The organism is Lonepinella sp. MS14436, from assembly GCF_042470565.1.
Classification (GTDB): Bacteria; Pseudomonadota; Gammaproteobacteria; order Enterobacterales; family Pasteurellaceae; genus Lonepinella.
This window is the reverse complement of the sequence record NZ_CP170385.1, coordinates 2,019,658-2,042,736: the sequence shown is the minus strand read 5'-3', so window position 1 is coordinate 2,042,736 and position 23,079 is coordinate 2,019,658. Positions and strand designations below refer to the sequence as shown.

Below are 23,079 nucleotides of genomic sequence, written 5' to 3'. Positions count from 1 at the left end.
ATGTACCCTAAACTGAAAGGAATATATAAAAAATGCAAATTTTACACCGCACTTTCAAACTCTCAATGATTGCAGGTTTTGTTGCAATTCTCACCGCCTGTAATGCAACTGTTGATGCCGAACAGGCAAGCTCGGTAAACACACCTGTACAATTTGATCAGGTAAAAGCAGGTCAAAGCCAAATGGAAATCAAACAATGGTGGCAAAATTGGAATGACCCCGAACTTTCCCGTTTAATCGAAAAAGGCTTAAGCCAGAATCTTGATATTGCCCTTGCTCAAGCTCGCTTAAACGAAGCCAGAGCCAACTATGACTACGCAGAAGCCGACAAAGGTATAAACGTAAGCGGTAATGCTTCCACTGGCGGTGGTATAAGTCGAATGAAAATGGGTAATTCATCGGCGGATACGTCTGGTTCAGGCAATATTTACGGCGGAGTATCCGCATCATGGGAATTGGACTTCTTCGGCAAGAAAAAATCCGATGCCGATGCGGCTCACAGCCTGACACTGGCTCAACAGGAACAGCTTTATGCGGCACAGATGCTAGTAGCAAGCGAAATTGCTAACAACTACTTCCAAATCTACGCTTTGGATCGTCAGGCAAACTTAATCAACCAAGCGATCAAAGAATTACAATCACTGGAAAACTATGTGAAAGGACGCTTTAACACGGGCGGTGCAACGGCTTATGAAGTAACGGAAATTTCCACTCAAATTACGGCTCAACAAGCACGTCTGGCAACACTTAAAGCACAAGCCGACCAAGCACAACGTAATATCGCAGTGCTGACGGGTGATACGCCACAAGGTTTCCGCATTGTCAAGTCAGGCAACCCGCTTGCCCGTATTCCTGCCGTACCGAACGGCGTGTTGCCAAGCGATGTAATCAGTAATCGTCCTGATTTACGCACCGCTCAACATAACGTAGATGTCTACGCAGCTAAACTGGCAAGTGCCAAAGCAGATCTCTACCCGAGATTTAACATCAGCTTTATGGGGGACGGTGGTTACGTCAAGCTCGACAACGATCTATCCAACATCTCAGGCATATTAGGCATGGTCAGTGCGGGCGTACAACTGCCGATTTTCACCAACGGACGCTTGGAAGCCAACATTGATGCCGCCGATGCACGTTTAAAATCAGCGGTGATCCAATACGACCAAACCTTATTAACGGCATTAAAAGAAGTGGATAACGCTTACCAGATGAGCGGGGCGTTGAAAAAGCAAACGACCTTAAATCAAAAAGCAGTAAACCTTGCCAAAAAACAGGCTCAAGATGCACAAACCTTATTCCAACATGGCAACAAGACTTTAGATGTCGCAATTCGTGCCAGAGTAACGGCGTTAAACAACCAAGAAGCGGTGGTGCAATCACAACTGTCTCAGGCTCAAAATTGGGTCGGGTTGTATAAGGCGTTAGGTGGCGGTTGGAGATAATCCCACTAGAAACTTGATCTATTGACATTCTCCCCATCCTTTAGAATGGGGAGAATGTAACCATAAAAGTGCAGCTTCAAAGTGATAGTTAAAGCACAATAAACTTAATTGCTTTGAGAGAGTTGGCGAGTCTAATTTTTGTAGATATTTACTTATTTCATGTTTACCAGTGATGATGTCCATAATGATAACCAATAGACGGCATTAAGATCACTGGCGTGGTTGTTCTTGAACTGACTTTCGGTTGGTTATCACTGGCATTCATTGGCATATTTACTGGTGTATTCTGTTTCACTTTTTGATTATCAGGAACGGTATTGCCACTATAGATCTTAGCATTGTAAGTATCCACAGATTTCATATCTAAAGGGGCTTGTGGTTGTCCTACTTGTGGATGAGAAGTACAAGCAGTTAATAATATGCTGGTTAAGATAAAGACTAATTTGTTCATTTTTTACGTCCTTTTTTAGGGGTGTTACAAATTACATTAGACAATATAGTAGAGCGATCCTTTATATTTTGCTGGGCAGTTTCTTGTCCATGTTTAGCATCTTGTTCTTTTAAATGTTTAGATATTTTGGGATCTTTAATATTAAACACAGAAGCATATTGCAGTTTTTCAAGGTGTCCTCGATAATCTACTACACCACCTGAAATATTGGAATAGTATTCTTCTTGTGATTTATCTTTGACATAATAAGTTGCTGAATCAGTAATTTCTACACCATTATCAAGATAACCGTAACAGATTCCACCACCGTGTTCGAAAACAGTATATATTTTTCTGTCTTCATTGATAGTAAATACTTCAAGTTCGGTACTTCGAGCTAGTTCCTTGACATCTTTTAGATCTTGTAAATCTTTTAAATCTATTTTTTGTGAGTCATCTTTGCTCACATAGTTCTGTTCAGGTGTTTGGTTTAATTTGGTAATATCAGTATTATTTTCAGAAAAATGAATAGAAACTGATTCAGCAAGTGTATTTAGACTTGTTAAACTCAACAATATAGCAATGGCGTACTTCATTAGTAATAATTTCCTTCTGTTGGTTAGAATCAACATAATTGTTTGTTTATCCCATAGAATTATTTATTTCATAAAGTTCTAAAGGGAGATTATCAGGATCACGAAAAAAAGTAAAACGTTTTTGCGTTGATTCATCTATTCTAATCGGCTCACATTCAATATGAAATTGTTTCAAATAATTCACCGCACTTTCCATATTTTGTACTTTAAAAGCAAGATGACGCAAACCACAAGGTTCATACGTAGATGGACGTGCAGGGGGAGATGGAAAAGAAAATAATTCTATGTAACTACCGTCTGAAAAAGTCAAATCTAATTTATAACTTTGTCGTTCAGCACGATAAATCTCAGCTAATATCTTTGCACCAAGTATATTAACGTAAAAATCTTTTGATTTTTCATAATCTGAAGCAATTATCGCAACATGATGAATACCTAGTATTGGTAACATACAAACTCCTTATTAATAGAAAATCTGCTACGATTATATCTTTTTTTTCTAAATAAAGGAAATTTTGTCTGATGTTTTCAATAAATGGCACGCCCTAAAGGATTCGAACCTTTGACCCACGCCTTAGAAGGGCGTTGCTCTATCCAGCTGAGCTAAGGGCGCATTGCAGAGGATATTAAAAATAAAGTGGTCGGCGAGATAGGATTTGAACCTACGACCCACTGGTCCCAAACCAGTTGCGCTACCAAGCTGCGCTACTCGCCGATGAAGTGGTAAGTATTATAAGTGGCTGTAGATTTCCGTCAATCATTTTTTTACTTTTTCAGTTTAATTGATTAAATTTATCCCAAAATAGAATTCTATTCGCATTTTTTGTGATTTTCTGACAAAATAGCAACCGTTTTCTTCTATTTCTAATACGGGTAAGACTATGACGGCAAAATTGATTTCTGGTACGGAGCTGGCAAAAAAAATTAAATCTGATGTGGCACAAAAGATTGCAGAGTATGTGGCTCAGGGTAAACGTTCCCCTTGTTTAGCAGTGATTTTAGTGGGTGCCGATCCTGCATCACAGGTTTATGTTGGGAGTAAGCGTAAAAGCTGTGCGGAAATTGGTATTCAGTCAAAGTCCTATGACTTGCCCGAAACGACGAGTGAAACAGAATTATTAAATTTGATTGATGAACTTAATCAAGATCAAACAGTGGACGGGATTTTAGTACAGTTGCCGTTACCTAAACAAATTGATAGTAGTAAGGTAATTGAACGTATTTCACCAACTAAAGATGTGGACGGCTTTCATCCGTATAATGTAGGGCGGTTGTGTCAACGTATTCCAACTTTGCGAGCCTGTACCCCTTATGGCGTGATGAAATTATTAGAAACCACAGGAGTAGATTTATATGGTCAGCATGCAGTGGTTGTGGGAGCATCAAATATTGTGGGTCGTCCTATGGCATTAGAATTATTGCTGGCTGGTTGCACCGTGACAGTAACCCATCGTTTCACTAAGGATTTAGAGCATCATGTTCGTCAGGCGGATATCTTAGTAGTTGCTGTGGGTAAACCTGAATTTATCCCAGCAGAATGGATTAAACAGGGTGCTATTGTGATTGACGTGGGGATTAATCGTGGTTCTGATGGTAAATTAATAGGTGATGTTGCACAAAGTGCGGTGGAAAAAGCAGGATTTTTAACACCAGTTCCAGGGGGAGTTGGTCCAATGACGGTGGCAATGTTAATGTTTAATACCTTATCAGCCTACGAATCTCATTAAATTACTTTCATGATAAAAAAGCTCTCAATATCAATGAGAGCTTTTTTCTTTCTATATAGTAGAGTAGAGAATTAACGAATAACGATTTCAGCTACCGCCACACCAACTAAACAAGCTACAACTACACCGATTAAACCTGGCATCATAAAGCTATGGTTAAAGTAGTATTTGCCGATTTTAGTTGTCCCCGTTACATCAAAGTTTACAGTGGCAATATCTGACGGATAATTTGGAATAAAGAAGTAAGCATAAGTGGCTGGCATTAAGCCGACTAATAATGCTGGTGGAATACCTAAACCAATACCCACAGGCAACATCATCACCGCAGTAGCTGCTTGGCTATTAATTACCACAGATACGGCAAATAAAGCAAGGGCAAATGTCCATGGATAGGCTTGTACCATTGCGGTAATACCTGCTTTAAATTCTGGCATTGCATATTGGAAGTAAGTATCACTCATCCATGCAATCCCGAAAATCGCAATCGCAGCCACCATACCTGATTTAAATACCACGCCATTTGGTACAATTTGTGGATTCGTTTTGGTAAGTAAAAGAATCAGACCACCGAAACATAGCATCATCATTTGAATAATTAAGTTCATTGAAATAGCTTTCTTAGCATCACCAATGGTGCGAACTTCAGGGAACATAGCAATGACCACAATAACGATTAACGCAAGCAAGAATAAATAAACAGATTGTTTTGCTGCTATAGGTAGCTCATCGTTTAATGTCGTACTTGTTGTGTTTAGAATACGTTCACGCCAGATAGGATCTTGCAAACGGCGTTGATATTCTGGATCATCTTCCAATTCTTTACCCCGACGCATACTGTATAAAACCAAGGCAATCGTCCCTGCAAAGGTTGCTGGCACAGTAACACAAATAATGTCTAACAGGGTAATATGTTCAAATCCTTGTAAGCCTGTGATTTGACCGAGGTAGAATACCACGGCAGCAGACAATGGACTTGATGTAATGGCTAATTGCGATGCAACCGAAGATGCTGCCATTGGACGTTCAGGACGGATTTTATTTTTTAACGCTACATCACCGATAATTGGCATAATAGAGTAAACAGAATGTCCTGTGCCTAACATAAACGTCATCAAATAGGTGACAATAGGTCCAAGTAATGTTACACGTTTAGGATTACTACGTAATACCCGTTCGGCAATTTGAAGCATAAATTTCAATCCACCAGCCGCTTCAAGTATCGAAGCACAGGTGACGACAGCCAAAATAATTAACATTACGTCAATAGGTGCTTTACCTACGGGCATACGGAAAACAAAGACTTCAATGGCTAAACCAATACCAGATACGACCCCTAAACCGATACCGCCGTAGCGACTCCCTGTATAGAGCATTAATAACAGAAATAAAAATTCTAAATAAAGCATAAAATACCTTCGTAGAGTGAGTGATGAGGAGATGTGTGAATAATATCTTTTTATAGAAAAAATACAATAATTAGCTTAATTTTTTTGTATTTATTACACAAAAGATTTATCTAAATCAAAAAAGCTAAATGAGGGAAACCCAAATAAGGTATTTATCGGCAAATATTGGCAGAAAGGTTATCAAGCTGTTGCCAAATATCTGCACTAAAATCTAATTTTGAGGTACGTTCAAGATCAGCCAGTTGTTGAATGATCAAATAAAGTTTAGCATAGGTTAAACGTTGAAAAGCAGTAGTGTAAAAAGCACGACGATTTTGCCAAACTTTTAAGCGATCAAATCCTTCACGCAGTTGTGCTGTTGGTAAAGGTTGGTTTAAAGAGCTAATTGGTTGTTGTGGTTTGGAAAGTTCTAATAATATGATTAATTCACGTTGCAAGGTGCGTAATAAAATAATGGGTTGTACATCTTCCCCTTGTAATCCTTGCAGAATACGTCTAGCTCGAGAAAATTTTCCTTCAAGTAGAGCATCAATCCATTGGAATGGGGTGAAAACAGAAGATTGTTCTACAACTTTTTGTACGCGAGTAAAAGTTAATTTACGATCGCTATGCAGTAAAGCTAATAGTTCTAATGTTTGCTTTAACGCGATTAAGTTATTTTCATGGCTATAGCAAAGTAATTGAATGGCATTCTGCTCGGCAGTAAATTGCATGTGTTTAATACGCTGTGAAACCCAGCGAGGAAGCTGTTCTACACTAGGTGTTTGACAGTTTACAAGTATTAAGTGCGGTTCAAATTCTTGTGATTTTTTCACCCAACTTTGTTTTTCAGCGGTTTTGGGAAATTTAGGAATTTGCAAGATAAATAACAGATCTTCATTTAATAGACTGATTAGCTCGGTTAATTTAGTTTGTAAAGGGGCGGTTAAATTCTCAGGTAAAATCAGATTAATGACTTGTCGATTGAAAAAAAGTCCCATTGACTGACAACGTTCAAATAATGCTTGCCAATCCGTATTCGTGTCTATTTGAATTGCAAATTTTTCATCAAAACCCTGTTCCGTTGCTTTGCGAAAAATTAAATCTTGGCTTTCACTGAGTAAAAGGGGATCTTGCCCCACTAAATAATAAATACTCGCTAAACGGCTGTTTAGCGAGGTATTTAATTGTTCAGGAAAGATGCGATTCATACTTATTTAGACAATTATTTTGTTTGCACTTGTAATTGTAAAGCTACCATTTTCGAGATCAATTTACGAGCAACTTGCTCTCGCATATCACTCCAAATCATTTCACGTTCAGAAGATTTTGCTAAAGCAGCCCGTGAATTATCAAAGAAAGTACGGCTCACTTTAGCTGAAATAGGGTAGGCTTCTTTGTTTGGTAACTGCACAGTCGCATCGACTTGCAACATCAACATTTTTTCTGCCTCACGTCCTTGTTTAAACACAGACGCAACTTCGTCATCGGTGCTGACCTTGGTAATGCGTAACACTGGTACATCTTTTTGTTCCACTAAAGTGATATTGTTGGCAAGTAACTGTTTACGCATTGCCATTGACATATCACTGTAAGGATCGCTACTCTCGAATTTTAAAGTATGCAATTCTTGTGGAATCAATTCACCATTTTGAAAGTGAAATCCGCATGCAGTTAGTAGCGTGATACTAAGCATTAAAAATGCAGTTTTAATTTGTTTTAACATCTGTTTAACCTTTACAAATAATATTAAATAAAATACTGGCTTTTTCTCTGATATTTTCCACCGCAACGCCTTTACCATGCTTTTGCTCATCTTGTTTCATTTGCTCTTGCATTTTAGCATCATTACCAGTAAAGCTCGCATTATAGCCTATTTCTTGCGGTGCTTGCTTACTTTGTAAATTAACTTCAATTAATGCGGTGTAAAAATCCGTAAAACTATTTTCAGGGTAATAGTTGGTAGTCATCAATAAATTTACCCCATTTTTACCGTTGAAATCCTTGCAAATGTTATTTTTAGCTGAGAATTTGGCATGGCTTAAACGAAAATTACCGAACTCATAGAAATCAAAAGATTTTGCCTTAGCAAGTTTATCAACATCTTCTTTTCTATGCGGATTTAGAGAATCTCCGTTAATGTTGAAAATCGTTGCCATACCATTGCCATTACCATTAATCAGTACGGATAAATAACCTAATTGTGTGAGTTTATCACCTGATTTTCTCGTGGCATGACCTTGAAATACCGTTAAATCACGTTTTTCCAAAGGTTTATCCATTTCATATACGCTTGTTTCTTCTACAAAAGAAACCGCTTTAGTTTCACCATCAATATCTTTGTATGGTCGCCAATTAGGTTCTTCAGTTCCTGTAGCACAGCCTAAAAGTGCGGTGGAAATTAAAGTAATTGCAAATAATCTTTTGATACTCATAAATGCCTCCCAATCTATTATTTATTGGCAGTAGTATAATCACCTACTAGCTTACTTCGCCACAAAACTAAACAATTTGCCTGGTACATAAATGGTTTTCACCACGTTTAAGCCGTCCAAGAATTTTTGCACGTTTTCGTCAGCTAATGCCAACGCTTTGATGTCATCTTCTGCCATATCTGCTGGCACAGTGATTTTAGCACGCACTTTGCCGTTGACTTGCACCACCACTAATTTTTCATCTTCCACCATGGCGGCTTCATCTGCTACCACCCAAGGGGCAAAATCAATGGCGTTGTCGTTGCCTAAATCTTGCCAAAGTTGGAAACAAATATGTGGCGTGATTGGGTAAAGCATACGCACTACGGCATTTAAGGCTTCCGCCATTACTGCACGATCTTGCTCGCTGTCTAACGGTGCTTTGGTGAGTTTGTTCATCAATTCCATCACCGCCGCAATCGCCGTGTTAAAGGTTTGACGGCGACCAATATCATCGCTGACTTTGGCAATGGTTTTATGCACATCACGGCGTAAGGCTTTTTGGCTGGCTGAAAGTGCGGTGATTTCTACCGCAGTTTTGGCTGGATTTTTGTTGTATTCGAATACCAAATTCCACAAACGGCGTAAGAAACGGTTTGCTCCCTCTACACCTGACTCTTGCCATTCCAGCGTCATTTCTGCAGGGGAGGCGAACATCATAAATAGGCGAACGGTGTCTGCCCCGTATTTGTCCACCATTTCTTGCGGATCAATGCCGTTATTTTTGGATTTCGACATTTTGGTCATACCGCTATGCACTAACTCGTGACCCTCATCATCAATGGCTTTGACAATACGCCCTTTTTCATCACGTTCAAGGGTAACTTTAGTCGGGCTGACCCAAATTCGCTCATTGCTAGGGCTGGTGTAATAGAATGCGTCTGCTAATACCATTCCTTGACAAAGCAATTTTTGTGCTGGTTCATCAGAACTGACCAAACCTGCATCACGCAATAATTTATGGAAGAAACGGAAATACAGCAAGTGCATGGTAGCGTGTTCAATGCCACCGATATATTGATCCACTGGCAACCAATAATTGGCTTCGTCTGAGTCCAACATCGCCCCGTGGCTTTGTGGACTAGTATAGCGTGCATAATACCAAGAGGATTCCATAAAGGTGTCAAACGTATCGGTTTCTTTTAATGCAGGTTGCCCGTTAAAGCTAGTTTTCGCCCAGTTTGGATCAGCTTTGATTGGACTTTTCACGCCGTCCATCACCACATCTTCTGGCAACACAATCGGCAAATCTTGTAATGGAGCTGGCACCACATCGCCATTTTCCAACGTCAACATTGGAATTGGCGCCCCCCAATAACGCTGACGAGAAACGCCCCAGTCACGCAAACGATAGTTTACTTGACGTTTACCTACCCCCAATTTTTCTAATTTATCCGCAATGCCGTTGAATGCTGTATCAAACTCTAAACCATTAAATTCATCAGAATTAACGAGTTTGCCATGTTCGGTAAACGCCACTTTGCTTAAATCGATTTCTTCACCGTTAGCAGGCTCAATCACTTGCTGAATTGGCAAACCATATTTAGTGGCAAATTCAAAGTCACGCTGATCGTGAGCAGGCACCGCCATTACCGCCCCTGTGCCGTAGTGCATTAACACAAAATTAGCGACCCAAATTGGCACAGGTTTTCCCGTAATCGGGTGAATGGCATTTAAACCCGTTGCCATGCCTTTTTTCTCCATGGTAGCAAGTTCTGCTTCTGCTACTTTGGCATTTTTACATTCTTGAATAAACGCCGCCAATTCAGGATTATTTTGTGCTGCACGTTCCGCCAACGGATGCCCCGCCGCCACTGCCATATAAGACACGCCGTAGAACGTATCTGGACGAGTAGTATAAACAGCGACCGTTTCATCAGAATTTTCGATCTTAAAGGTGATTTCCACCCCCTCTGAACGTCCAATCCAGTTGCGTTGCATGGTTTTCACCATATCAGGCCATTGTGGAAGTGTATCTAAACCGCCTAAAAGTTGCTCGGCATAATCGGTAATTTTAATAAACCATTGCGGAATTTCTTTTTGTTCCACAGGGGTATCACAACGCCAGCAACAACCCTCGTGAACTTGCTCATTCGCCAACACGGTTTCATCATTCGGACACCAGTTTACGGTAGAGGTTTTTTTATACACTAAGCCTTTTTTATACAACTCAGTAAAGAACCATTGTTCCCATTTGTAATATTCAGGACGGCAAGTGGTGACTTCCCGATCCCAGTCAAAACCAAAGCCCAAATTCTTGAGCTGATTTTTCATATACTCAATATTTTCGTAGGTCCATTTGGCTGGTGCGGTTTTATTTTTCACCGCAGCCCCTTCCGCAGGCAACCCGAATGCGTCCCACCCCATTGGTTGCAATACATTCTTACCGTTCATGCGTTGATAACGAGATACTACATCGCCAATGGTATAATTACGTACGTGTCCCATGTGTAAACGCCCTGATGGATAGGGGAACATAGAAAGACAGTAATATTTTTCTTTGCTTGGATCTTTCACTGCTTTAAATGTTTTATGGTCAGCCCAATATTTCTGCACTTCGCTTTCAATCAAATCGGGACGATATTGTTCTTGCATAGTTTTACCTTAAAATTGCTAAAATTTCACCGCACTTTTTACGGCATTGTTTTGATTTGGAAAATGGGTAATAGAATAGCGGAAAACGGGGAAAATTAACAGAAAAAAAGTGCGGTGAAAAAATTAAAAGTTTCTGATTTCTCACCGCACTCTATTGTAACCTAAACGGGGTCCCCGTCTTTGCCGCCTGAAAATGATTTAATTTGTAGGAAAATGGCGTCTGTTTGAGCGTAGCGAGTTTAGCCATTTTCCGTTAAGCAAATTAAATCGTTTTCAGGAAACAAGGCAAAATCGGGGTTGCCTTTCTTTTTGCTTACTTTTTCTTTGGCAAAGCAAAGAAAAAGTAAGTCGCCATCGGCGAAAACCGATTTAAATTAGAACGAATATTTAAGTGTCGTATAATACGCCCGCCCAATCTCATTTGATTTACTCGCCGCACTATTGGTCACATAAATCCGCTTATTCAAAATGTTGCTTACCCCAGCACGCACACTAAAGTCGCCCCATTTATAACCGATGCTCGCTCCCCAAACTCCATAGCTACCTAAGCGATCTTGTACAGTTTTATCTGAACCTGTGGCAGTATTAAAGTCCATATAACGCACTCCATTTGGACGAGATAATTGTTTGCCGTAACGGGTGTAAGTGGTGGCAAAATCAAAGTTATCTGTAACTTGATAGGTCAGCGTTGAACTAATCGTATATTTCGGCATTAAACTCAACGGGTTGCCCGTGGTCTTGTTCACACTTTTACGAATATAAGTAAAATTGGTGGAGAAATCTAATTTATCCGCAATCAACGGTAAATTTAAATAGCCCTCTAAACCCTCAACGGTGGCACGAGGAATGTTATCCCATTTATAAACCGTGGTACCAGCAGATTCACTAATTCTTGCACGTCGCCATTCAGGATTATAAACCGTAGCTAACACATTGGTATCGGCTTCAATTTTGTCACGATAGGCATTGTGATAGTAAGTCAAGCCTAGTTTATAACCTGCTTGATTGTGTAATTCAAAACCAATTTCTTTATTAAAGCTAGTTTCAGGTTTTAGATCTTTATTTCCCACCGTATAGCAAGAACCCACATCAGCTAAAGCACGTCCATTTACAGGGCAGTTATTTTGACGATTTGCTAATACGTAGTTTGGTGTGGATTGATATAGGTTAGGTGCTTTATAAGCACGTGCCAAACCACCTTTGATAGTTAAATAAGGATTGACATCATGGCTAATATTTAGACTTGGACTCCAGTTGACTTTAGATACTGAATGATAATCAAAACGAATCATTGGCGTGACTACAGTACCTTGTTTAAAATCAATCACATCTTCAACAAAAAGACCATATTCACTGGCACTGGTTTCACCACTACGATTACCTTGATCCAACCAAGGAATCGTCCCTAAATTGAAGAAACCGTTGTTTACAAAATCATATTTCATTGAATCAGGATCATTTAATTTACTGTGGTTCGCTTCCATTCCAAGGGTAAATTTGTGATCAGCGTGCCATTCAAATGGAATAATCATTTCATGATTAAAACGATAGTTAGTTAACTTGCTATCAACAAAAGAATAATCGCTCCAAGAGCCTTCCGCCGAATAACCTAAACCTACTGGATAACGGCTATTTACCGTTTTATCAAATTGGAAGTAGGTTTTATTTTCACCCCAAGACCATTTCCCCTCATGAGTCAGAGCATAAACTTGACGATACACACGGTTGGTTTCTGCCCCTTGCATTGCTAACGTAGCAGCAGGAATGCTGGAAGATTCGGAATCACCACCAGCGTATAAATTTCCTTGACGGCTATAACTTGCGTCTAAGGTTAAGACTTGATCGGGGGTGATTTTCCAGCTTAAACGACCAGCAATATCTTTGTTGCGTACACCTTCACGAGCCGCATAATGTGTAGTAGAGGTGGTTCCATTGTTACTAGTAGTTACTGTTGGTGGATTGGCATCAATCGCATCTTGTTTGGTTTTATTCCAGCTACCATATAAACGGAAACCTAATACATCTTGCAGGATTGGACCGCTTAAATTAAAAGTCGCACGGTTGCTAGTGCCATATTTGCTATTTTCAGGTACATTTAAACTATAGGTGATACTGCCTTTTAATTTATCGGTAACAGGTTTAGTTTTGATATTGACCACACCGCCCATCGCCCCATTACCATAGCGAGCAGCCTCGGTACCACGAATCACTTCAACCGATTCAATTTCTTCAATCGGTACCCATTTGCTATCGCCCAAGGTATTACGCCCGTTATTACGTCCATAACGAGCGGATTGACGAGAGGTGGCAGGTTTACCGTCAATTAAAATCAGTGTGTTTTCTGCGCCCATACCACGCAAATCAATTTGGCGTTTATTGCCATATTGCCCTGTGGCACTGCCTGAATTGTAGGTGACACCTGGTTGATGACGAATTACATCAGCAATATCATTGACCGCAGGTTGTTTTTCAATGGCTTGACTGGTTACTGTAGTGTGACCTAGTGATTGTTGGGCTTGAGATGCGGTGGCAGAATGGCTTGGATCTTCAGCTGTGACGGAAATAGTATCAAGCTGTTGCGTTTCAGCAGTGGCATAGAGAGAGAAAAATGCTAGGCTGATAACAGATAGCTTGTGGCTGATAGTTTTGCTTTTAGACATGGAGTAATCCTTTTGGTTAGGTTATATATAAGAGTAGATAGCGTATTTTACTGGAAATTAACATTATGTAAACGTCTATATAAAGATTGTTTATTCCTTTGGCTAAATCGGTTAAACTATTTTTATTAATTTTTGCCCCCCATCCCCTTTCTGGGACTTCCCCCCGCAAGCAGGGGGAAGGAAAGTATTTTCGCTCCCCCTGCTTGCGGGGGGAGCTGTCCGAAGGACTGAGGGGGGCTTTGCCAATGTACCAATTAAATAACATACGAAACTATTAAAATGAAATATCGTTTATCTCTTTTTCTCTTATTTTGCCTACTGTTAGTCGGCATCTTAATTTCCCTTTCTGTGGGACGAATGTCTATTTCTCTTGAGAATGTTGTGGCTACCTTGTTAGGCAACAATACCAACGAAATTGAGAATAACGTCATTTTAATCCTAAGATTACCGCGAATTTTCACCGCACTTTTAGTCGGGGCTGGGCTTGCCATTGCTGGTGTGACCTATCAAGGTGTGTTTAAAAATCCGTTGGTTTCACCAGATTTATTGGGGGTATCAGGTGGTGCTTGTATCGGAGCGTCTATTGCAATTTTACTTGGGTTAGGGGCATTTTCCATTCAAAGTTTTGCCTTTGTCGGGGGAATTATTGCTGTTACGCTAACCATGCTTGTACCAATATTAATGCGGCGAGATAGCATGATTATTTTAGTGTTAGCAGGGATTATTGTCGGTGGTTTTATGGGGGCAAGTTTGGGTTTAATCAAATATCTTGCCGATCCTGAAACCCAACTGGCAGATATTGTGTATTGGTCGTTAGGCAGTTTAACCAAGTCAAATTTTAAAAATTTGCTCGCCTTTTCTCCCATTATGATCCTTACCGCATTTGTGTTATTCCTACTTCGTTGGCGAATTAATTTGCTTTCATTGGGCGAACAACAAGCCAAACTGATTGGCGTGAATATCAAAATGGAACGCAATTTAATGATCTTATGTTCCACCTTGCTCACCGCTTCAGCCGTGTGTTTAAGTGGCACGATAGGTTGGATCGGCTTAGTCATTCCCCATTTGGCACGGCTTTTGATCGGTGATGATAATATTAAAACCTTACCATTAGCCGCCTTAATTGGGGCAATCTTTCTGTTATTGATCGATACCTTGGCAAGAAATCTTTATACGGAAGAAATTCCACTTGGGATTTTAACGGGCTTTATTGGTGCACCGTTTTTTGCATGGGTGCTAGTGAAACAGCGAATGGTGAAATAAGTGCGGTGCAAAAATGTTAAAAATTAAAAACTTATCCTTTCATCATGCCAAACAAGCGAGCTTGTTACAAAATATCAATTTGCATGTCAAGCAAGGGGAATTACTCACCATTCTTGGGGCGAACGGCACAGGAAAATCTACTTTATTGAACTGTATCGCAGGACTTCTGCAACCAAAGTGCGGTGAAATTTTATTAAATAATCGCAATTTGGCAGAATTAAGCCACAAGGAAATTGCCAAACATATTGCCTATGTATCGCAACAACCACCAGAAACTTATCAATATGCCGTGCGTGATTATGTGGTGCTAGGGCGAGCGGTGCATTTGAGCCTGTTCGATCAGCCGAGCGAACAGGATTTTGCTATTGTTGATGAAGCCTTAGCGAAATTAGGTATTTCGCATTTAAGCGACAAAATCTATATGCAACTTAGTGGCGGACAAAAACAGTTGGTGAATATTGCCAAAATTCTGGTACAACAACCGCAACTCATTTTATTTGATGAACCGACTTCAGCATTGGATTACGGCAATGTATTTAAAACCTTAACGCTGATTAAAGAATTGGCGGAACAAGGATTTTCGATCATTATGACCACCCACAACCCCGATCACCCAATGTTATTACAAAGCAAATTACCCAACAGCTTAGTCGCCATTTTAACCGACCAAGGCAATCTGCAAGTGGGGAAAACCCTTGATATTATTACTGAACAAAATCTCACCGCACTTTATCATACAGATCTACGCATGGTGAACGTGGCGGAATTAAACCGCAAAATTTGTGCAATTAAATCAATTTAATAAGGACGAAAAATGAAACTAAAAAAATGGCTTATCGCCACAGTATTATCCCTGAGCTTAACGGCTAACATGGCTTTTGCTAAAACCATTACCGATGTAAAAGGCAAAACGGTAGAGATTCCCGATCAAGTAGAACGTGTAGTGGATCTGTGGCACGCTAATAATCAAGTGGTGCTGTTACTGGGTGGAGCGGATAAATTGGTGGGGACTACCAATGTGATTAAAGCTAATCCGTGGTTTAATGCAGTGTATCCGAACATTAAAAATGTACCAGCGATTAATAGCCAAAATGGTGTGCAGTTAGAAGAGTTGTTGACTGCCAAGCCTGATGTGGTGTTGGTGTCCAATAAACCTGCTCAAGAAGAAGTGGAAAAAGCAGGGCTGAAAGCATTATTAATTGGTTTTCAGGATTTTGACGGCTTGAAGAAAACCGTTCGCATTACGGCTGACGTGTTAGGTGATAAAGCTCCAACCATTGCGGAAGACTATATTCAAGAATTAGATACTAATATTCAGTTGGTGAATGAGCGGTTGAAAGACGTTCCACAGGAAAAACGCCCAAGTGTGATTCATATTTCCAACGGTTCGAACCTGTTTAAAATTGACGGTGGAAAGTCTATTATCGGTGAGTGGGTCAAATTAGCAGGTGGTCACAATGCCTTTGAAGATCAAGCCAATTTAGTAGAAGTGAATATTGAAGACGTGCTGAAAGCCAACCCCGATGTCATTATTGTGGGCAGTTCTAATGCGGATAAAGCGGTAGAGCAAATCAAGGCAGATCCCCTTTGGGCTAGTGTAAGTGCGGTGAAAAATGGTAAAGTTTTTGTTAATCCAACAGGCACATTCCCTTGGGATCGTTATAGCGGTGAAGAAGCCTTACAAATTCTATGGGCAGCCAAATTATTCCACCCAACACAATTTGCTGATATTGATATGGTTGTGAAAACCCAACAGTTTTATAAAAAATATTATAATTATGAACTAAGCAAGGAAAATGCGGAACAGATTTTAAAGGGACAGAATCCTGTGCAATAAGCAACTAAAAGTGGTTTAAGCGGATTTAAAGTCTAGCTATTCAATTAAGGGTTAAGTTTGGTGTTATAGGAAATTTAATCCTTAATTTTACTGGAGATGTATGAGTTATTTCCCCAATAAAAAATTTTGCAAAATTTCTGCGGTAAATTCTTTGCGTAAATAAAATCCTAATGGCAAGGTATCAATCATTTCGCCATTTTTACCAATCCCTTTGGTGATTGCTCGACTATTTGCACCTTTGGGGCGGAGTTGTAATACATCACCTAATGTGGCATTAATTTGTGCAACTTTACCGAGTACAATATAATCCATTAATTCTTCCCAATCTCGGCGTAATTGCTGCTCTTGCCGTGAGTTTGGTTGCCACAAAATTGGGCTACCGATATAACGCTCTGCCAGTGGAATTTGACGTTCGCCTTGCACGGGAATCCATAACACTTTGCTCAGTTTATGTTTAACGTGTGAATGTTGCCAATCTACACCTGAATTTTGTACTAACGGAGCAAGGCTAACAAAGGTGGTTTCTAGTGGATAACCATTTGAATTAATCGGAATGGTTTTTAACTCAATACCTAAATGCACGAAATCTTGTTCAGGTTTACTGCCCGCTTTTGCCCCTAAAGCCGTTTCGATTAATTGACCAACCCAACCTTTATCTCGTTTTAAATCAGGGGGAACAATAATGCCTAGTTCTTCCGCCAATTCGGCAAAGGTTAAGCCAGCAATAGCATTGGCTCGTTGCAAAAGTTCTTGTTCAGTTTGTGGACTGTTGATATTTCTCATCTTAAAGTGCGGTGTATTTTTTCAATAATTTTTGTTTAACATATTCGACACCCTTATTGACATAAGGGATCTGTTCTAAATCTAATAAATAGCGTTTGGTGGGTAAGCCACCACCAAACCCAGTTAATTGTCGATCTTTGCCTAGCACACGATGACAAGGAATAATGATGCTGATCGGATTGCGTCCCACTGCACCACCTACTGCTCGCACTGCTTTAGGGTTATTTATCTGTTGAGCTAATTCGCCATAGCTTAAATCTTTGCCATAGGGAATCTGACGTAATGCTTGCCAAATTTGTTGTTGAAATAACGTCCCTTTGGGAGCTAAAGGAATCTCTGCAAAGGTTTCTGGTTGACCTTGAAAATAACGTTCAAGTGCGGTGCAAATTTGTTGAAAAATCGGTAAATCAGGTTGATAGTGCCAGTTAGGATTTGGGGCAATTTGTTCAAGCTCAAAGTCTAAATGGGTGAGCCGATCATTTTCCGCTAAGATTAATAGTTTGCCAATGGGAGAAGCGTAATAGCAATAGTCGATCATGGTTATTCAATAAAAAAGGGCGTAAAAGTTACGCCCGATTATATGCTAATTTGTAATCAATTAGAAACGATAGTTTAAGTTTAAGCCGTAAAGGTTGGCAGTGGCTTTTACTTTCACATCAGTTACTACACCTGACTGTGTTTCTTTGAAATGGTTGTTGCTACCACGCAAGTGAGCAAAACCAACATCAACAGAAAGATCTGGGGTAAAACGATAGGTCGCCCCTACACTGTACCACATGCGATCGGTATCAGGAATTGAAATAGAATGATGATCGCCTGCAGCGGTTTCGTCATAGGCAATACCAGCACGCACGGTTAACGCATCAGTCGCATTATAAGTTGCACCAAGGGCTAAACGTGAACTATCACGATATTTTTCAGTTTTTTGGAATAATTCTTTACCTGAAGAACCTACCGCACGTAATTCTTTAAATTTAGACCACTCGGTATATTTCCAACTATAGTGGAAAGCAAATTTGTCGGTAACTTGATGGAAACCAGAGAATTCCCAGTAAGCAGGTAATGGTAAGGTTAATGAACCAGATTGATTGCCTTGAGATAAGCTATAACCTGGAGCAATCATTAACGCATCACCAGCATCACTGTAATTACCTTCGAAATCAATATCAATTTTGGAATGATAAGCTAAACCAAAACGGCTTGTTTCTGTTACTTGCCACATTAAACCAGCGTTCCAACCAAAGCCCCATTCGTCCCCTTCAATTTTACGTAACACAGCAGATGATGGATTATTCGCAGCATTTCTAGCTGCTGCCAATGCGGCTCTAGCACCAGCAGTATTGCCTGCAGCGAAATATCGTTGAGCAGCGGTAAGATATGGTGTCGCATTTAAAGAACCTAAACGGCGTTCAACAGTTGCATCCGCATAAACTGCATTTACACCTAAACCTAAGGAAAGGCTGTCTAATATTTTATAAGATCCACTTAAATTCAAGTTTAATGCGGTTAGGTCGGTTTTCCCAGCAATAAAACCAGCCGAATAATTATCATCATATTCAGTGGCTAAACCATAGTTCACATTTAATCCACCGCCGACCGCAAATTTATCATTGAGCGGAGCAACAAAATAGATATTTGGAACCGCCGCACTTTTGGCGATGTTTTTGGCATTTGCATTGGTATCTGCTCCAGTGCCATATAATGTAGTTCCCTCAATATCAATATTCGGATCCACATAAATTGCACCTAGTGAAATTTCAGGACGTTTAAATAAACTCATTAATGCAGGGTTAGTTGCTACCACGCCAGCATTATCCGCAATAGCGGCTTCACCCGCATAAGCACGACCTAAACCAGAAGTTGAAATTTCAGCTAATTGAAATGCAGCAGCGTTAGCTGCACCAGTTGCTACTAATAAAGCAGAGGATAATAAGGTTTTTGTAAAAATATTTTTCATTGGTTTTCCTAGAGAATTATTAATAATTAACACATAAAGAAAAAAAAGCAGTCGAATTCTAATGAACGGTTATAAATAGTTCAATCTTTTTTGCTAATAAACCATCTGTTCCGACCAGTAGTAAAAAATCACATTGTGTCATAAAATATTAGTGATAAAATCTGCTAAAACGATTTAACAAAGGGAAAAATATGTCAAATAATTTAATTCAACGCATTGAACAAAATAGTCGTTGTGGTTCAAAATCAAAAGCTGAAGGATTTTTCGATGGTTCTTCAAGTGCGGTGCAAATTTCACAATTTTTTGCTACCCAACAAGATGCAGAACAGGCTTTACAATATTTCATACAAAAAGCTAAACAAGTAGAAAGTGAGCCTTGTGAAATTCATAGTGAGATTCAACAAATTGACAATACGATAGTATTAAATATGCAAATTACTTTTTGTTGTGAAGTAGAAGCGGTGTTATTTCAGATGAAAATTTGATGTTATTATAATTTTTCGTGGTTTTTCATGCGAATTTGATCTAAAAAATTTTTTCAAAAAATATTGTAATATTTCAAATTATCGTGTTAAATCAGCACCAATTATAAGGTTTTTCTTTTTAGGTATTATTATGTGCCAATTATTAGGTATGAATTGCAATACTCCAACGGATATTGTGTTTTCTTTTGAGGGTTTTCGCCGCCGTGCAGGTTTAACCGATAGTCATTCAGATGGCTTTGGAATCGCTTTTTTTGAGGGCAAGGGAGTACGTATTTTTAGGGATAATCGTCCTGCCGCATTGTCGCCGATTGGTGATTGCGTAAAACAATATAACATAAAGTCATTAAACGTCATTGCACATATTCGTAAAGCAACGCAGGGTAGTGTAGATATTGAAAATACCCATCCTTTTATTCGTGAAATTTGGGGTGAAAATTGGGTGTTCGCTCATAATGGTAATTTGCATGATTTACCTGATATGACAGGTCGTTTTTGCCAGCCGATTGGTTCAACAGATTCCGAAGCCGCATTTTGTTATATGGCAGAATTCTTAAAAAACCGTTTTCGTCGTAAACCAGCAGAACAAGAAATTTTTGCTGCCGTGCAAGAAGTAACGGAATTTTTATCCCAACATGGTACCTTTAATTTTATCCTATCAAATGGTGAATGGATGATTGGACATTGTGCCACAAATCTCCATTATATCACCCGCCAAGCCCCTTTTGGCAAAGCTCAACGTATTGATGATGAAGGGGTAATTGATTTTAGTGAGTATGCTAAAGAGGGCGATAAAGTAACCATCATTACCACTTTTCCATTAACCAAAGATGAAAAATGGACAAAAATGCTCAGTGGTGGCTTTGTGTTTTTTCAAGATGGTGAAAAAATTAAAGAAATTATTGGGGTTGAGCGAGAAATGTTTGATGACGGCACTTTGGGTGAGCGTCAGGTTAACGGCTGTTTATAACCTAGTACTGCTATTTTGTAGCATGAGCAACCCTACACAAAAGTGTAGGGTTAATTGTATGATTAATAAATAAACTTCGCTTATTTGCTTTCCAGTAATTTCATCTTTTATTTTGGTTCATCATTTTATCCTAATAAAATTCATATAGTATTGGCTAAAATCACAGATTGTGCCATAATCCACACTGTATTTCAGATTAGATAAATATTAAGGATAAACGATAGTGATCGATGCCGATGGCTACCGTCCGAATGTTGGCATTGTCATTTGTAATAATAAAGGACAAGTGTTGTGGGCAAAAAGGTACGGACAAAATTCGTGGCAATTTCCGCAAGGGGGGATCAATGATAATGAAACCCCCGAACAAGCAATGTATCGTGAATTGTATGAAGAAGTGGGTTTAAGCAAGCAAGATGTTCGTATCGTTTGCTCATCAAAACATTGGTTACGTTATAAATTGCCGAAACGCTTATTACGTCATGATAGCAAGCCGATGTGCATTGGACAGAAGCAAAAGTGGTTTTTATTGCAGTTGATGATTGATGAAAATACGATTGATATGAATTGTAGTAAGACCCCTGAATTTGATGGTTGGCGTTGGGTCAGTTTTTGGTATCCAGTACGTCAGGTGGTATCTTTTAAACGTGAAGTCTATCGTAAAGCAATGAAAGAATTTGCACTTACTTTATTCGATCCACATAAGCCAGATATGGTAGTAGTGAATCAAAAAAATGCACAAAGTGCGGTGCAAAATTCACTACAAAAAGAAACACTCAATAGAACCCCTTATTATCATAAATCTCAACACAACACCAAGAAAAAGCGGAGATAGTAATATGCTTTCATTTTTACTCATTTGCCTATTAGTCGGCTGTGTAGTCGGTTTTTTAGCAGGTCTATTTGGTATCGGTGGTGGTTTAGTCATTGTGCCTGTGTTGGTCTATTTGTTACCAATGATGGGTATTCCCGATCCTATGTTAATGTCGGTGGCATTAGGCACATCGTTTACCACGATTATTATTACGGGAGCATCTTCCGCCTATAATCATTACAAATCAGGCAACATTGTTTGGTCATCTTTAAAGATTTTCGCCCCCTCTATTATGGTGGCAACCTATTTAGCTAGTTTTTTTGTTAGCCAGCTACCCAAAGCCTATTCCAGTAAAATTTTTGCTTGCTTAGTGGTGTATTTAGCGATCAAAATGATTTTATCAGCCAAATCTAAAATGCAAAATAAACCGCTAACGACGCAATCCGCCATTATTGGTGGAGGATTGATTGGTATTGCTTCAAGTTTTGCTGGTATTGGTGGTGGCGGTTTTATTGTGCCATTTTTAAATGCTCGTGGTTATGAAATGAAACAAGCCATTGGTTCATCTTCGTTTTGTGGTATGTTACTGGCTATTTCAGGTTCATTAAGTTATATTTCAAGTGGTTGGAACCTAGACAGTATGCCAGAATGGTCGTTAGGTTATGTTTATCTACCAGCGGTATTAGGCATTACCTTAACATCTATGTTTACCACCAAGTTAGGGGTAATGGTGACGAACCGTTTACCTGTTGTTACGTTAAAACGTTGTTTTGCGGTATTTTTGATTTTTGTTGCATTAAAAATGCTCATTAGCTAATTTAAAAAGGAATTTATGCACGATTTTATTCATTTACCTTATATTGATCCCATTGCCTTTTCGCTCGGTCCTATCAGTTTACATTGGTATGGGATTATGTATTTATTGGGCTTTGGTTTTGCCTATTGGCTCGGTATGAAACGAGTAAAGCATTCGCAAGGCGATTGGAATACAGATCAATTTGATCAACTGTTGTATAGCTGTTTTGCAGGCGTGATCTTAGGTGGTCGAGTTGGAGATGTTTTTTTCTATAGTTTTGATAAATTCCTACAGGATCCGTTATATTTATTTCGGATCTGGGAAGGCGGAATGTCTTTTCACGGTGGGTTAATCGGTGTGATTGTGGCAATGATTTGGGTATCATTCCGTCAAAAACGCAGTTTCTGGCAAACCGCTGATTTAATTGCACCTCTCGTACCATTTGGTTTAGGCTTAGGTCGTTTAGGTAATTTTATCAATAACGAACTCTGGGGACGACCAGTAGAAAATCTGGATACAGTACCTTGGGCAATGTTCCCTTATGGTTATCAAGGCGATATTCCATTGCACCCCTCTCAATTATATGAAGCCATTTTAGAGGGCGTGGTGTTATTTGCTATTTTAAATTTATTCATTCGTAAACCTCGTCCAACAGGTGCAGTTTCTGGTTTATTTTTAATTGGTTATGGTTGTTTTCGTTTCTTGGTGGAATATGTGCGAGAAATCGATCATCACGTTAACTCCACAACAGATTTGATTACCCGTGGTCAATTACTTTCTTTACCTATGATTATTGGCGGAATTGCGATTATGGTTTGGGCATATCGCCGTTCTCATTCGGTGAAAAGTGCGGTGAAAAAATAAGGAATTT

General features: G+C 39.4%; 22 protein-coding genes and 2 tRNA genes. 10 read left to right on the top strand and 14 right to left on the bottom strand.

The features are described 5' to 3' along the window. Positions 1-32 precede the first annotated feature (32 nt). Positions 33-1,442 carry an efflux transporter outer membrane subunit gene (locus tag O1Q81_RS09865; protein ID WP_386697424.1) on the top strand — a complete coding sequence of 470 codons (1,410 nt, stop codon included), beginning with the start codon at positions 33-35 and terminating at the stop codon, positions 1,440-1,442. Positions 1,443-1,605: 163 nt separating this feature from the next. Here the strand turns inward: O1Q81_RS09865 and O1Q81_RS09860 are convergent, their stop codons facing one another. The 5 genes from O1Q81_RS09860 to O1Q81_RS09840 all read right to left on the bottom strand — a co-directional run bounded on the left by O1Q81_RS09860 (position 1,606) and on the right by O1Q81_RS09840 (position 3,183). After that, positions 1,606-1,893, bottom strand: a complete 288-nt coding sequence (locus O1Q81_RS09860; RefSeq protein ID WP_386687427.1) for a hypothetical protein — start codon at positions 1,891-1,893, stop codon at positions 1,606-1,608. Then, on the bottom strand, positions 1,890-2,468 hold the full coding sequence (locus O1Q81_RS09855; protein WP_386697422.1) for a hypothetical protein: 579 nt from the start codon (positions 2,466-2,468) through the stop codon (positions 1,890-1,892). Before O1Q81_RS09855 ends, O1Q81_RS09860 begins: the two co-directional genes overlap by 4 nt. 46 nt (positions 2,469-2,514) lie before the next feature. Beyond that, the gene (locus tag O1Q81_RS09850; RefSeq protein ID WP_386687423.1) at positions 2,515-2,919 is read right to left on the bottom strand and encodes a VOC family protein; all 405 of its coding nucleotides are present in this window, start codon (positions 2,917-2,919) and stop codon (positions 2,515-2,517) included. 85 nt (positions 2,920-3,004) lie between these two features. After that, positions 3,005-3,081, bottom strand: a tRNA-Arg gene (locus O1Q81_RS09845). A gap of 25 nt (positions 3,082-3,106) precedes the next feature. Then, positions 3,107-3,183 (bottom strand) — tRNA-Pro (locus tag O1Q81_RS09840). A gap of 166 nt (positions 3,184-3,349) precedes the next feature. Between O1Q81_RS09840 and folD the strand changes: the two genes are divergently transcribed. Further along, positions 3,350-4,195, top strand: a complete 846-nt coding sequence (gene folD / locus O1Q81_RS09835) for a bifunctional methylenetetrahydrofolate dehydrogenase/methenyltetrahydrofolate cyclohydrolase FolD (RefSeq protein WP_386694798.1) — start codon at positions 3,350-3,352, stop codon at positions 4,193-4,195. 71 nt (positions 4,196-4,266) lie between these two features. Here the strand turns inward: folD and O1Q81_RS09830 are convergent, their stop codons facing one another. The 6 genes from O1Q81_RS09830 to O1Q81_RS09805 all read right to left on the bottom strand — a co-directional run bounded on the left by O1Q81_RS09830 (position 4,267) and on the right by O1Q81_RS09805 (position 13,309). Continuing rightward, positions 4,267-5,601, bottom strand: a complete 1,335-nt coding sequence (locus O1Q81_RS09830) for an anaerobic C4-dicarboxylate transporter (protein WP_386697420.1) — start codon at positions 5,599-5,601, stop codon at positions 4,267-4,269. A gap of 152 nt (positions 5,602-5,753) precedes the next feature. Beyond that, on the bottom strand, positions 5,754-6,791 hold the full coding sequence (gene holA, locus O1Q81_RS09825; protein ID WP_386697417.1) for a DNA polymerase III subunit delta: 1,038 nt from the start codon (positions 6,789-6,791) through the stop codon (positions 5,754-5,756). A gap of 14 nt (positions 6,792-6,805) precedes the next feature. Next, positions 6,806-7,306 (bottom strand): LPS assembly lipoprotein LptE, encoded by a 501-nt coding sequence (lptE, locus tag O1Q81_RS09820; protein WP_386697414.1) that lies wholly within the window; start codon positions 7,304-7,306, stop codon positions 6,806-6,808. 4 nt (positions 7,307-7,310) lie between these two features. After that, complete coding sequence (locus O1Q81_RS09815) at positions 7,311-8,015, bottom strand: hypothetical protein (RefSeq protein WP_386694792.1); 705 nt, start codon at positions 8,013-8,015, stop codon at positions 7,311-7,313. A gap of 51 nt (positions 8,016-8,066) precedes the next feature. Then, the gene (gene leuS / locus O1Q81_RS09810) at positions 8,067-10,649 is read right to left on the bottom strand and encodes a leucine--tRNA ligase (RefSeq protein ID WP_386697411.1); all 2,583 of its coding nucleotides are present in this window, start codon (positions 10,647-10,649) and stop codon (positions 8,067-8,069) included. 374 nt (positions 10,650-11,023) lie between these two features. Then, complete coding sequence (locus tag O1Q81_RS09805; RefSeq protein ID WP_386697410.1) at positions 11,024-13,309, bottom strand: FepA family TonB-dependent siderophore receptor; 2,286 nt, start codon at positions 13,307-13,309, stop codon at positions 11,024-11,026. 279 nt (positions 13,310-13,588) lie between these two features. Between O1Q81_RS09805 and O1Q81_RS09800 the strand changes: the two genes are divergently transcribed. Genes O1Q81_RS09800 through O1Q81_RS09790 form a run of 3 tightly spaced genes read left to right on the top strand, consistent with a single transcriptional unit; the run spans position 13,589 to position 16,409 of the window. Next, entirely contained in the window at positions 13,589-14,572 is a 984-nt protein-coding gene (locus tag O1Q81_RS09800; protein WP_386697407.1) for a FecCD family ABC transporter permease, read from the top strand. A gap of 13 nt (positions 14,573-14,585) precedes the next feature. Continuing rightward, positions 14,586-15,374, top strand: coding sequence for an ABC transporter ATP-binding protein (locus O1Q81_RS09795; RefSeq protein WP_386694785.1), 789 nt, complete (start codon positions 14,586-14,588; stop codon positions 15,372-15,374). 12 nt (positions 15,375-15,386) lie between these two features. Beyond that, positions 15,387-16,409: an ABC transporter substrate-binding protein gene (locus O1Q81_RS09790; protein ID WP_386697404.1), complete on the top strand. Its 1,023-nt coding sequence runs from the start codon at positions 15,387-15,389 to the stop codon at positions 16,407-16,409. A 105-nt stretch (positions 16,410-16,514) separates the two neighbouring features. On the opposite strand, the gene mutH is transcribed toward O1Q81_RS09790, so the two are convergent. Genes mutH through O1Q81_RS09775 form a run of 3 tightly spaced genes read right to left on the bottom strand, consistent with a single transcriptional unit; the run spans position 16,515 to position 19,149 of the window. Continuing rightward, complete coding sequence (gene mutH / locus O1Q81_RS09785) at positions 16,515-17,192, bottom strand: DNA mismatch repair endonuclease MutH (RefSeq protein WP_386697402.1); 678 nt, start codon at positions 17,190-17,192, stop codon at positions 16,515-16,517. Position 17,193: 1 nt separating this feature from the next. Beyond that, positions 17,194-17,736, bottom strand: a complete 543-nt coding sequence (locus O1Q81_RS09780; RefSeq protein ID WP_386698648.1) for a methylated-DNA--[protein]-cysteine S-methyltransferase — start codon at positions 17,734-17,736, stop codon at positions 17,194-17,196. Between the two features lie 54 nt (positions 17,737-17,790). Then, positions 17,791-19,149 (bottom strand): outer membrane protein transport protein, encoded by a 1,359-nt coding sequence (locus tag O1Q81_RS09775; RefSeq protein WP_386697399.1) that lies wholly within the window; start codon positions 19,147-19,149, stop codon positions 17,791-17,793. 191 nt (positions 19,150-19,340) lie between these two features. Between O1Q81_RS09775 and O1Q81_RS09770 the strand changes: the two genes are divergently transcribed. From O1Q81_RS09770 to lgt, 5 genes are all read left to right on the top strand, one after another. Next, positions 19,341-19,634 carry a YfcZ/YiiS family protein gene (locus O1Q81_RS09770; RefSeq protein WP_386697397.1) on the top strand — a complete coding sequence of 98 codons (294 nt, stop codon included), beginning with the start codon at positions 19,341-19,343 and terminating at the stop codon, positions 19,632-19,634. Positions 19,635-19,764: 130 nt separating this feature from the next. Beyond that, complete coding sequence (locus O1Q81_RS09765) at positions 19,765-20,601, top strand: class II glutamine amidotransferase (RefSeq protein ID WP_386697395.1); 837 nt, start codon at positions 19,765-19,767, stop codon at positions 20,599-20,601. Between the two features lie 223 nt (positions 20,602-20,824). Continuing rightward, positions 20,825-21,433, top strand: a complete 609-nt coding sequence (gene rppH, locus O1Q81_RS09760; protein WP_386694775.1) for an RNA pyrophosphohydrolase — start codon at positions 20,825-20,827, stop codon at positions 21,431-21,433. Between the two features lie 4 nt (positions 21,434-21,437). Then, positions 21,438-22,229 carry a sulfite exporter TauE/SafE family protein gene (locus tag O1Q81_RS09755; protein ID WP_386687393.1) on the top strand — a complete coding sequence of 264 codons (792 nt, stop codon included), beginning with the start codon at positions 21,438-21,440 and terminating at the stop codon, positions 22,227-22,229. 15 nt (positions 22,230-22,244) lie between these two features. After that, on the top strand, positions 22,245-23,072 hold the full coding sequence (gene lgt, locus O1Q81_RS09750; protein ID WP_386697392.1) for a prolipoprotein diacylglyceryl transferase: 828 nt from the start codon (positions 22,245-22,247) through the stop codon (positions 23,070-23,072). Positions 23,073-23,079 lie beyond the last annotated feature (7 nt).

Excerpts from the sequence above, each read along its gene's own strand:
- O1Q81_RS09850 (WP_386687423.1), bottom strand. The coding sequence starts at position 2,919 with ATGTTACCAATACTAGGTATTCATCATGTTGCGATAATTGCTTCAGAT.
- holA (WP_386697417.1), bottom strand. The coding sequence starts at position 6,791 with ATGAATCGCATCTTTCCTGAACAATTAAATACCTCGCTAAACAGCCGT.
- O1Q81_RS09865 (WP_386697424.1), top strand. The coding sequence starts at position 33 with ATGCAAATTTTACACCGCACTTTCAAACTCTCAATGATTGCAGGTTTT.
- O1Q81_RS09860 (WP_386687427.1), bottom strand. The coding sequence starts at position 1,893 with ATGAACAAATTAGTCTTTATCTTAACCAGCATATTATTAACTGCTTGT.
- O1Q81_RS09775 (WP_386697399.1), bottom strand. The coding sequence starts at position 19,149 with ATGAAAAATATTTTTACAAAAACCTTATTATCCTCTGCTTTATTAGTA.
- O1Q81_RS09800 (WP_386697407.1), top strand. The coding sequence starts at position 13,589 with ATGAAATATCGTTTATCTCTTTTTCTCTTATTTTGCCTACTGTTAGTC.
- O1Q81_RS09795 (WP_386694785.1), top strand. The coding sequence starts at position 14,586 with ATGTTAAAAATTAAAAACTTATCCTTTCATCATGCCAAACAAGCGAGC.
- O1Q81_RS09815 (WP_386694792.1), bottom strand. The coding sequence starts at position 8,015 with ATGAGTATCAAAAGATTATTTGCAATTACTTTAATTTCCACCGCACTT.
- O1Q81_RS09765 (WP_386697395.1), top strand. The coding sequence starts at position 19,765 with ATGTGCCAATTATTAGGTATGAATTGCAATACTCCAACGGATATTGTG.
- O1Q81_RS09855 (WP_386697422.1), bottom strand. The coding sequence starts at position 2,468 with ATGAAGTACGCCATTGCTATATTGTTGAGTTTAACAAGTCTAAATACA.
- O1Q81_RS09805 (WP_386697410.1), bottom strand. The coding sequence starts at position 13,309 with ATGTCTAAAAGCAAAACTATCAGCCACAAGCTATCTGTTATCAGCCTA.
- O1Q81_RS09770 (WP_386697397.1), top strand. The coding sequence starts at position 19,341 with ATGTCAAATAATTTAATTCAACGCATTGAACAAAATAGTCGTTGTGGT.
- mutH (WP_386697402.1), bottom strand. The coding sequence starts at position 17,192 with ATGAGAAATATCAACAGTCCACAAACTGAACAAGAACTTTTGCAACGA.
- O1Q81_RS09755 (WP_386687393.1), top strand. The coding sequence starts at position 21,438 with ATGCTTTCATTTTTACTCATTTGCCTATTAGTCGGCTGTGTAGTCGGT.
- folD (WP_386694798.1), top strand. The coding sequence starts at position 3,350 with ATGACGGCAAAATTGATTTCTGGTACGGAGCTGGCAAAAAAAATTAAA.
- leuS (WP_386697411.1), bottom strand. The coding sequence starts at position 10,649 with ATGCAAGAACAATATCGTCCCGATTTGATTGAAAGCGAAGTGCAGAAA.
- O1Q81_RS09830 (WP_386697420.1), bottom strand. The coding sequence starts at position 5,601 with ATGCTTTATTTAGAATTTTTATTTCTGTTATTAATGCTCTATACAGGG.
- lptE (WP_386697414.1), bottom strand. The coding sequence starts at position 7,306 with ATGTTAAAACAAATTAAAACTGCATTTTTAATGCTTAGTATCACGCTA.
- O1Q81_RS09790 (WP_386697404.1), top strand. The coding sequence starts at position 15,387 with ATGAAACTAAAAAAATGGCTTATCGCCACAGTATTATCCCTGAGCTTA.
- lgt (WP_386697392.1), top strand. The coding sequence starts at position 22,245 with ATGCACGATTTTATTCATTTACCTTATATTGATCCCATTGCCTTTTCG.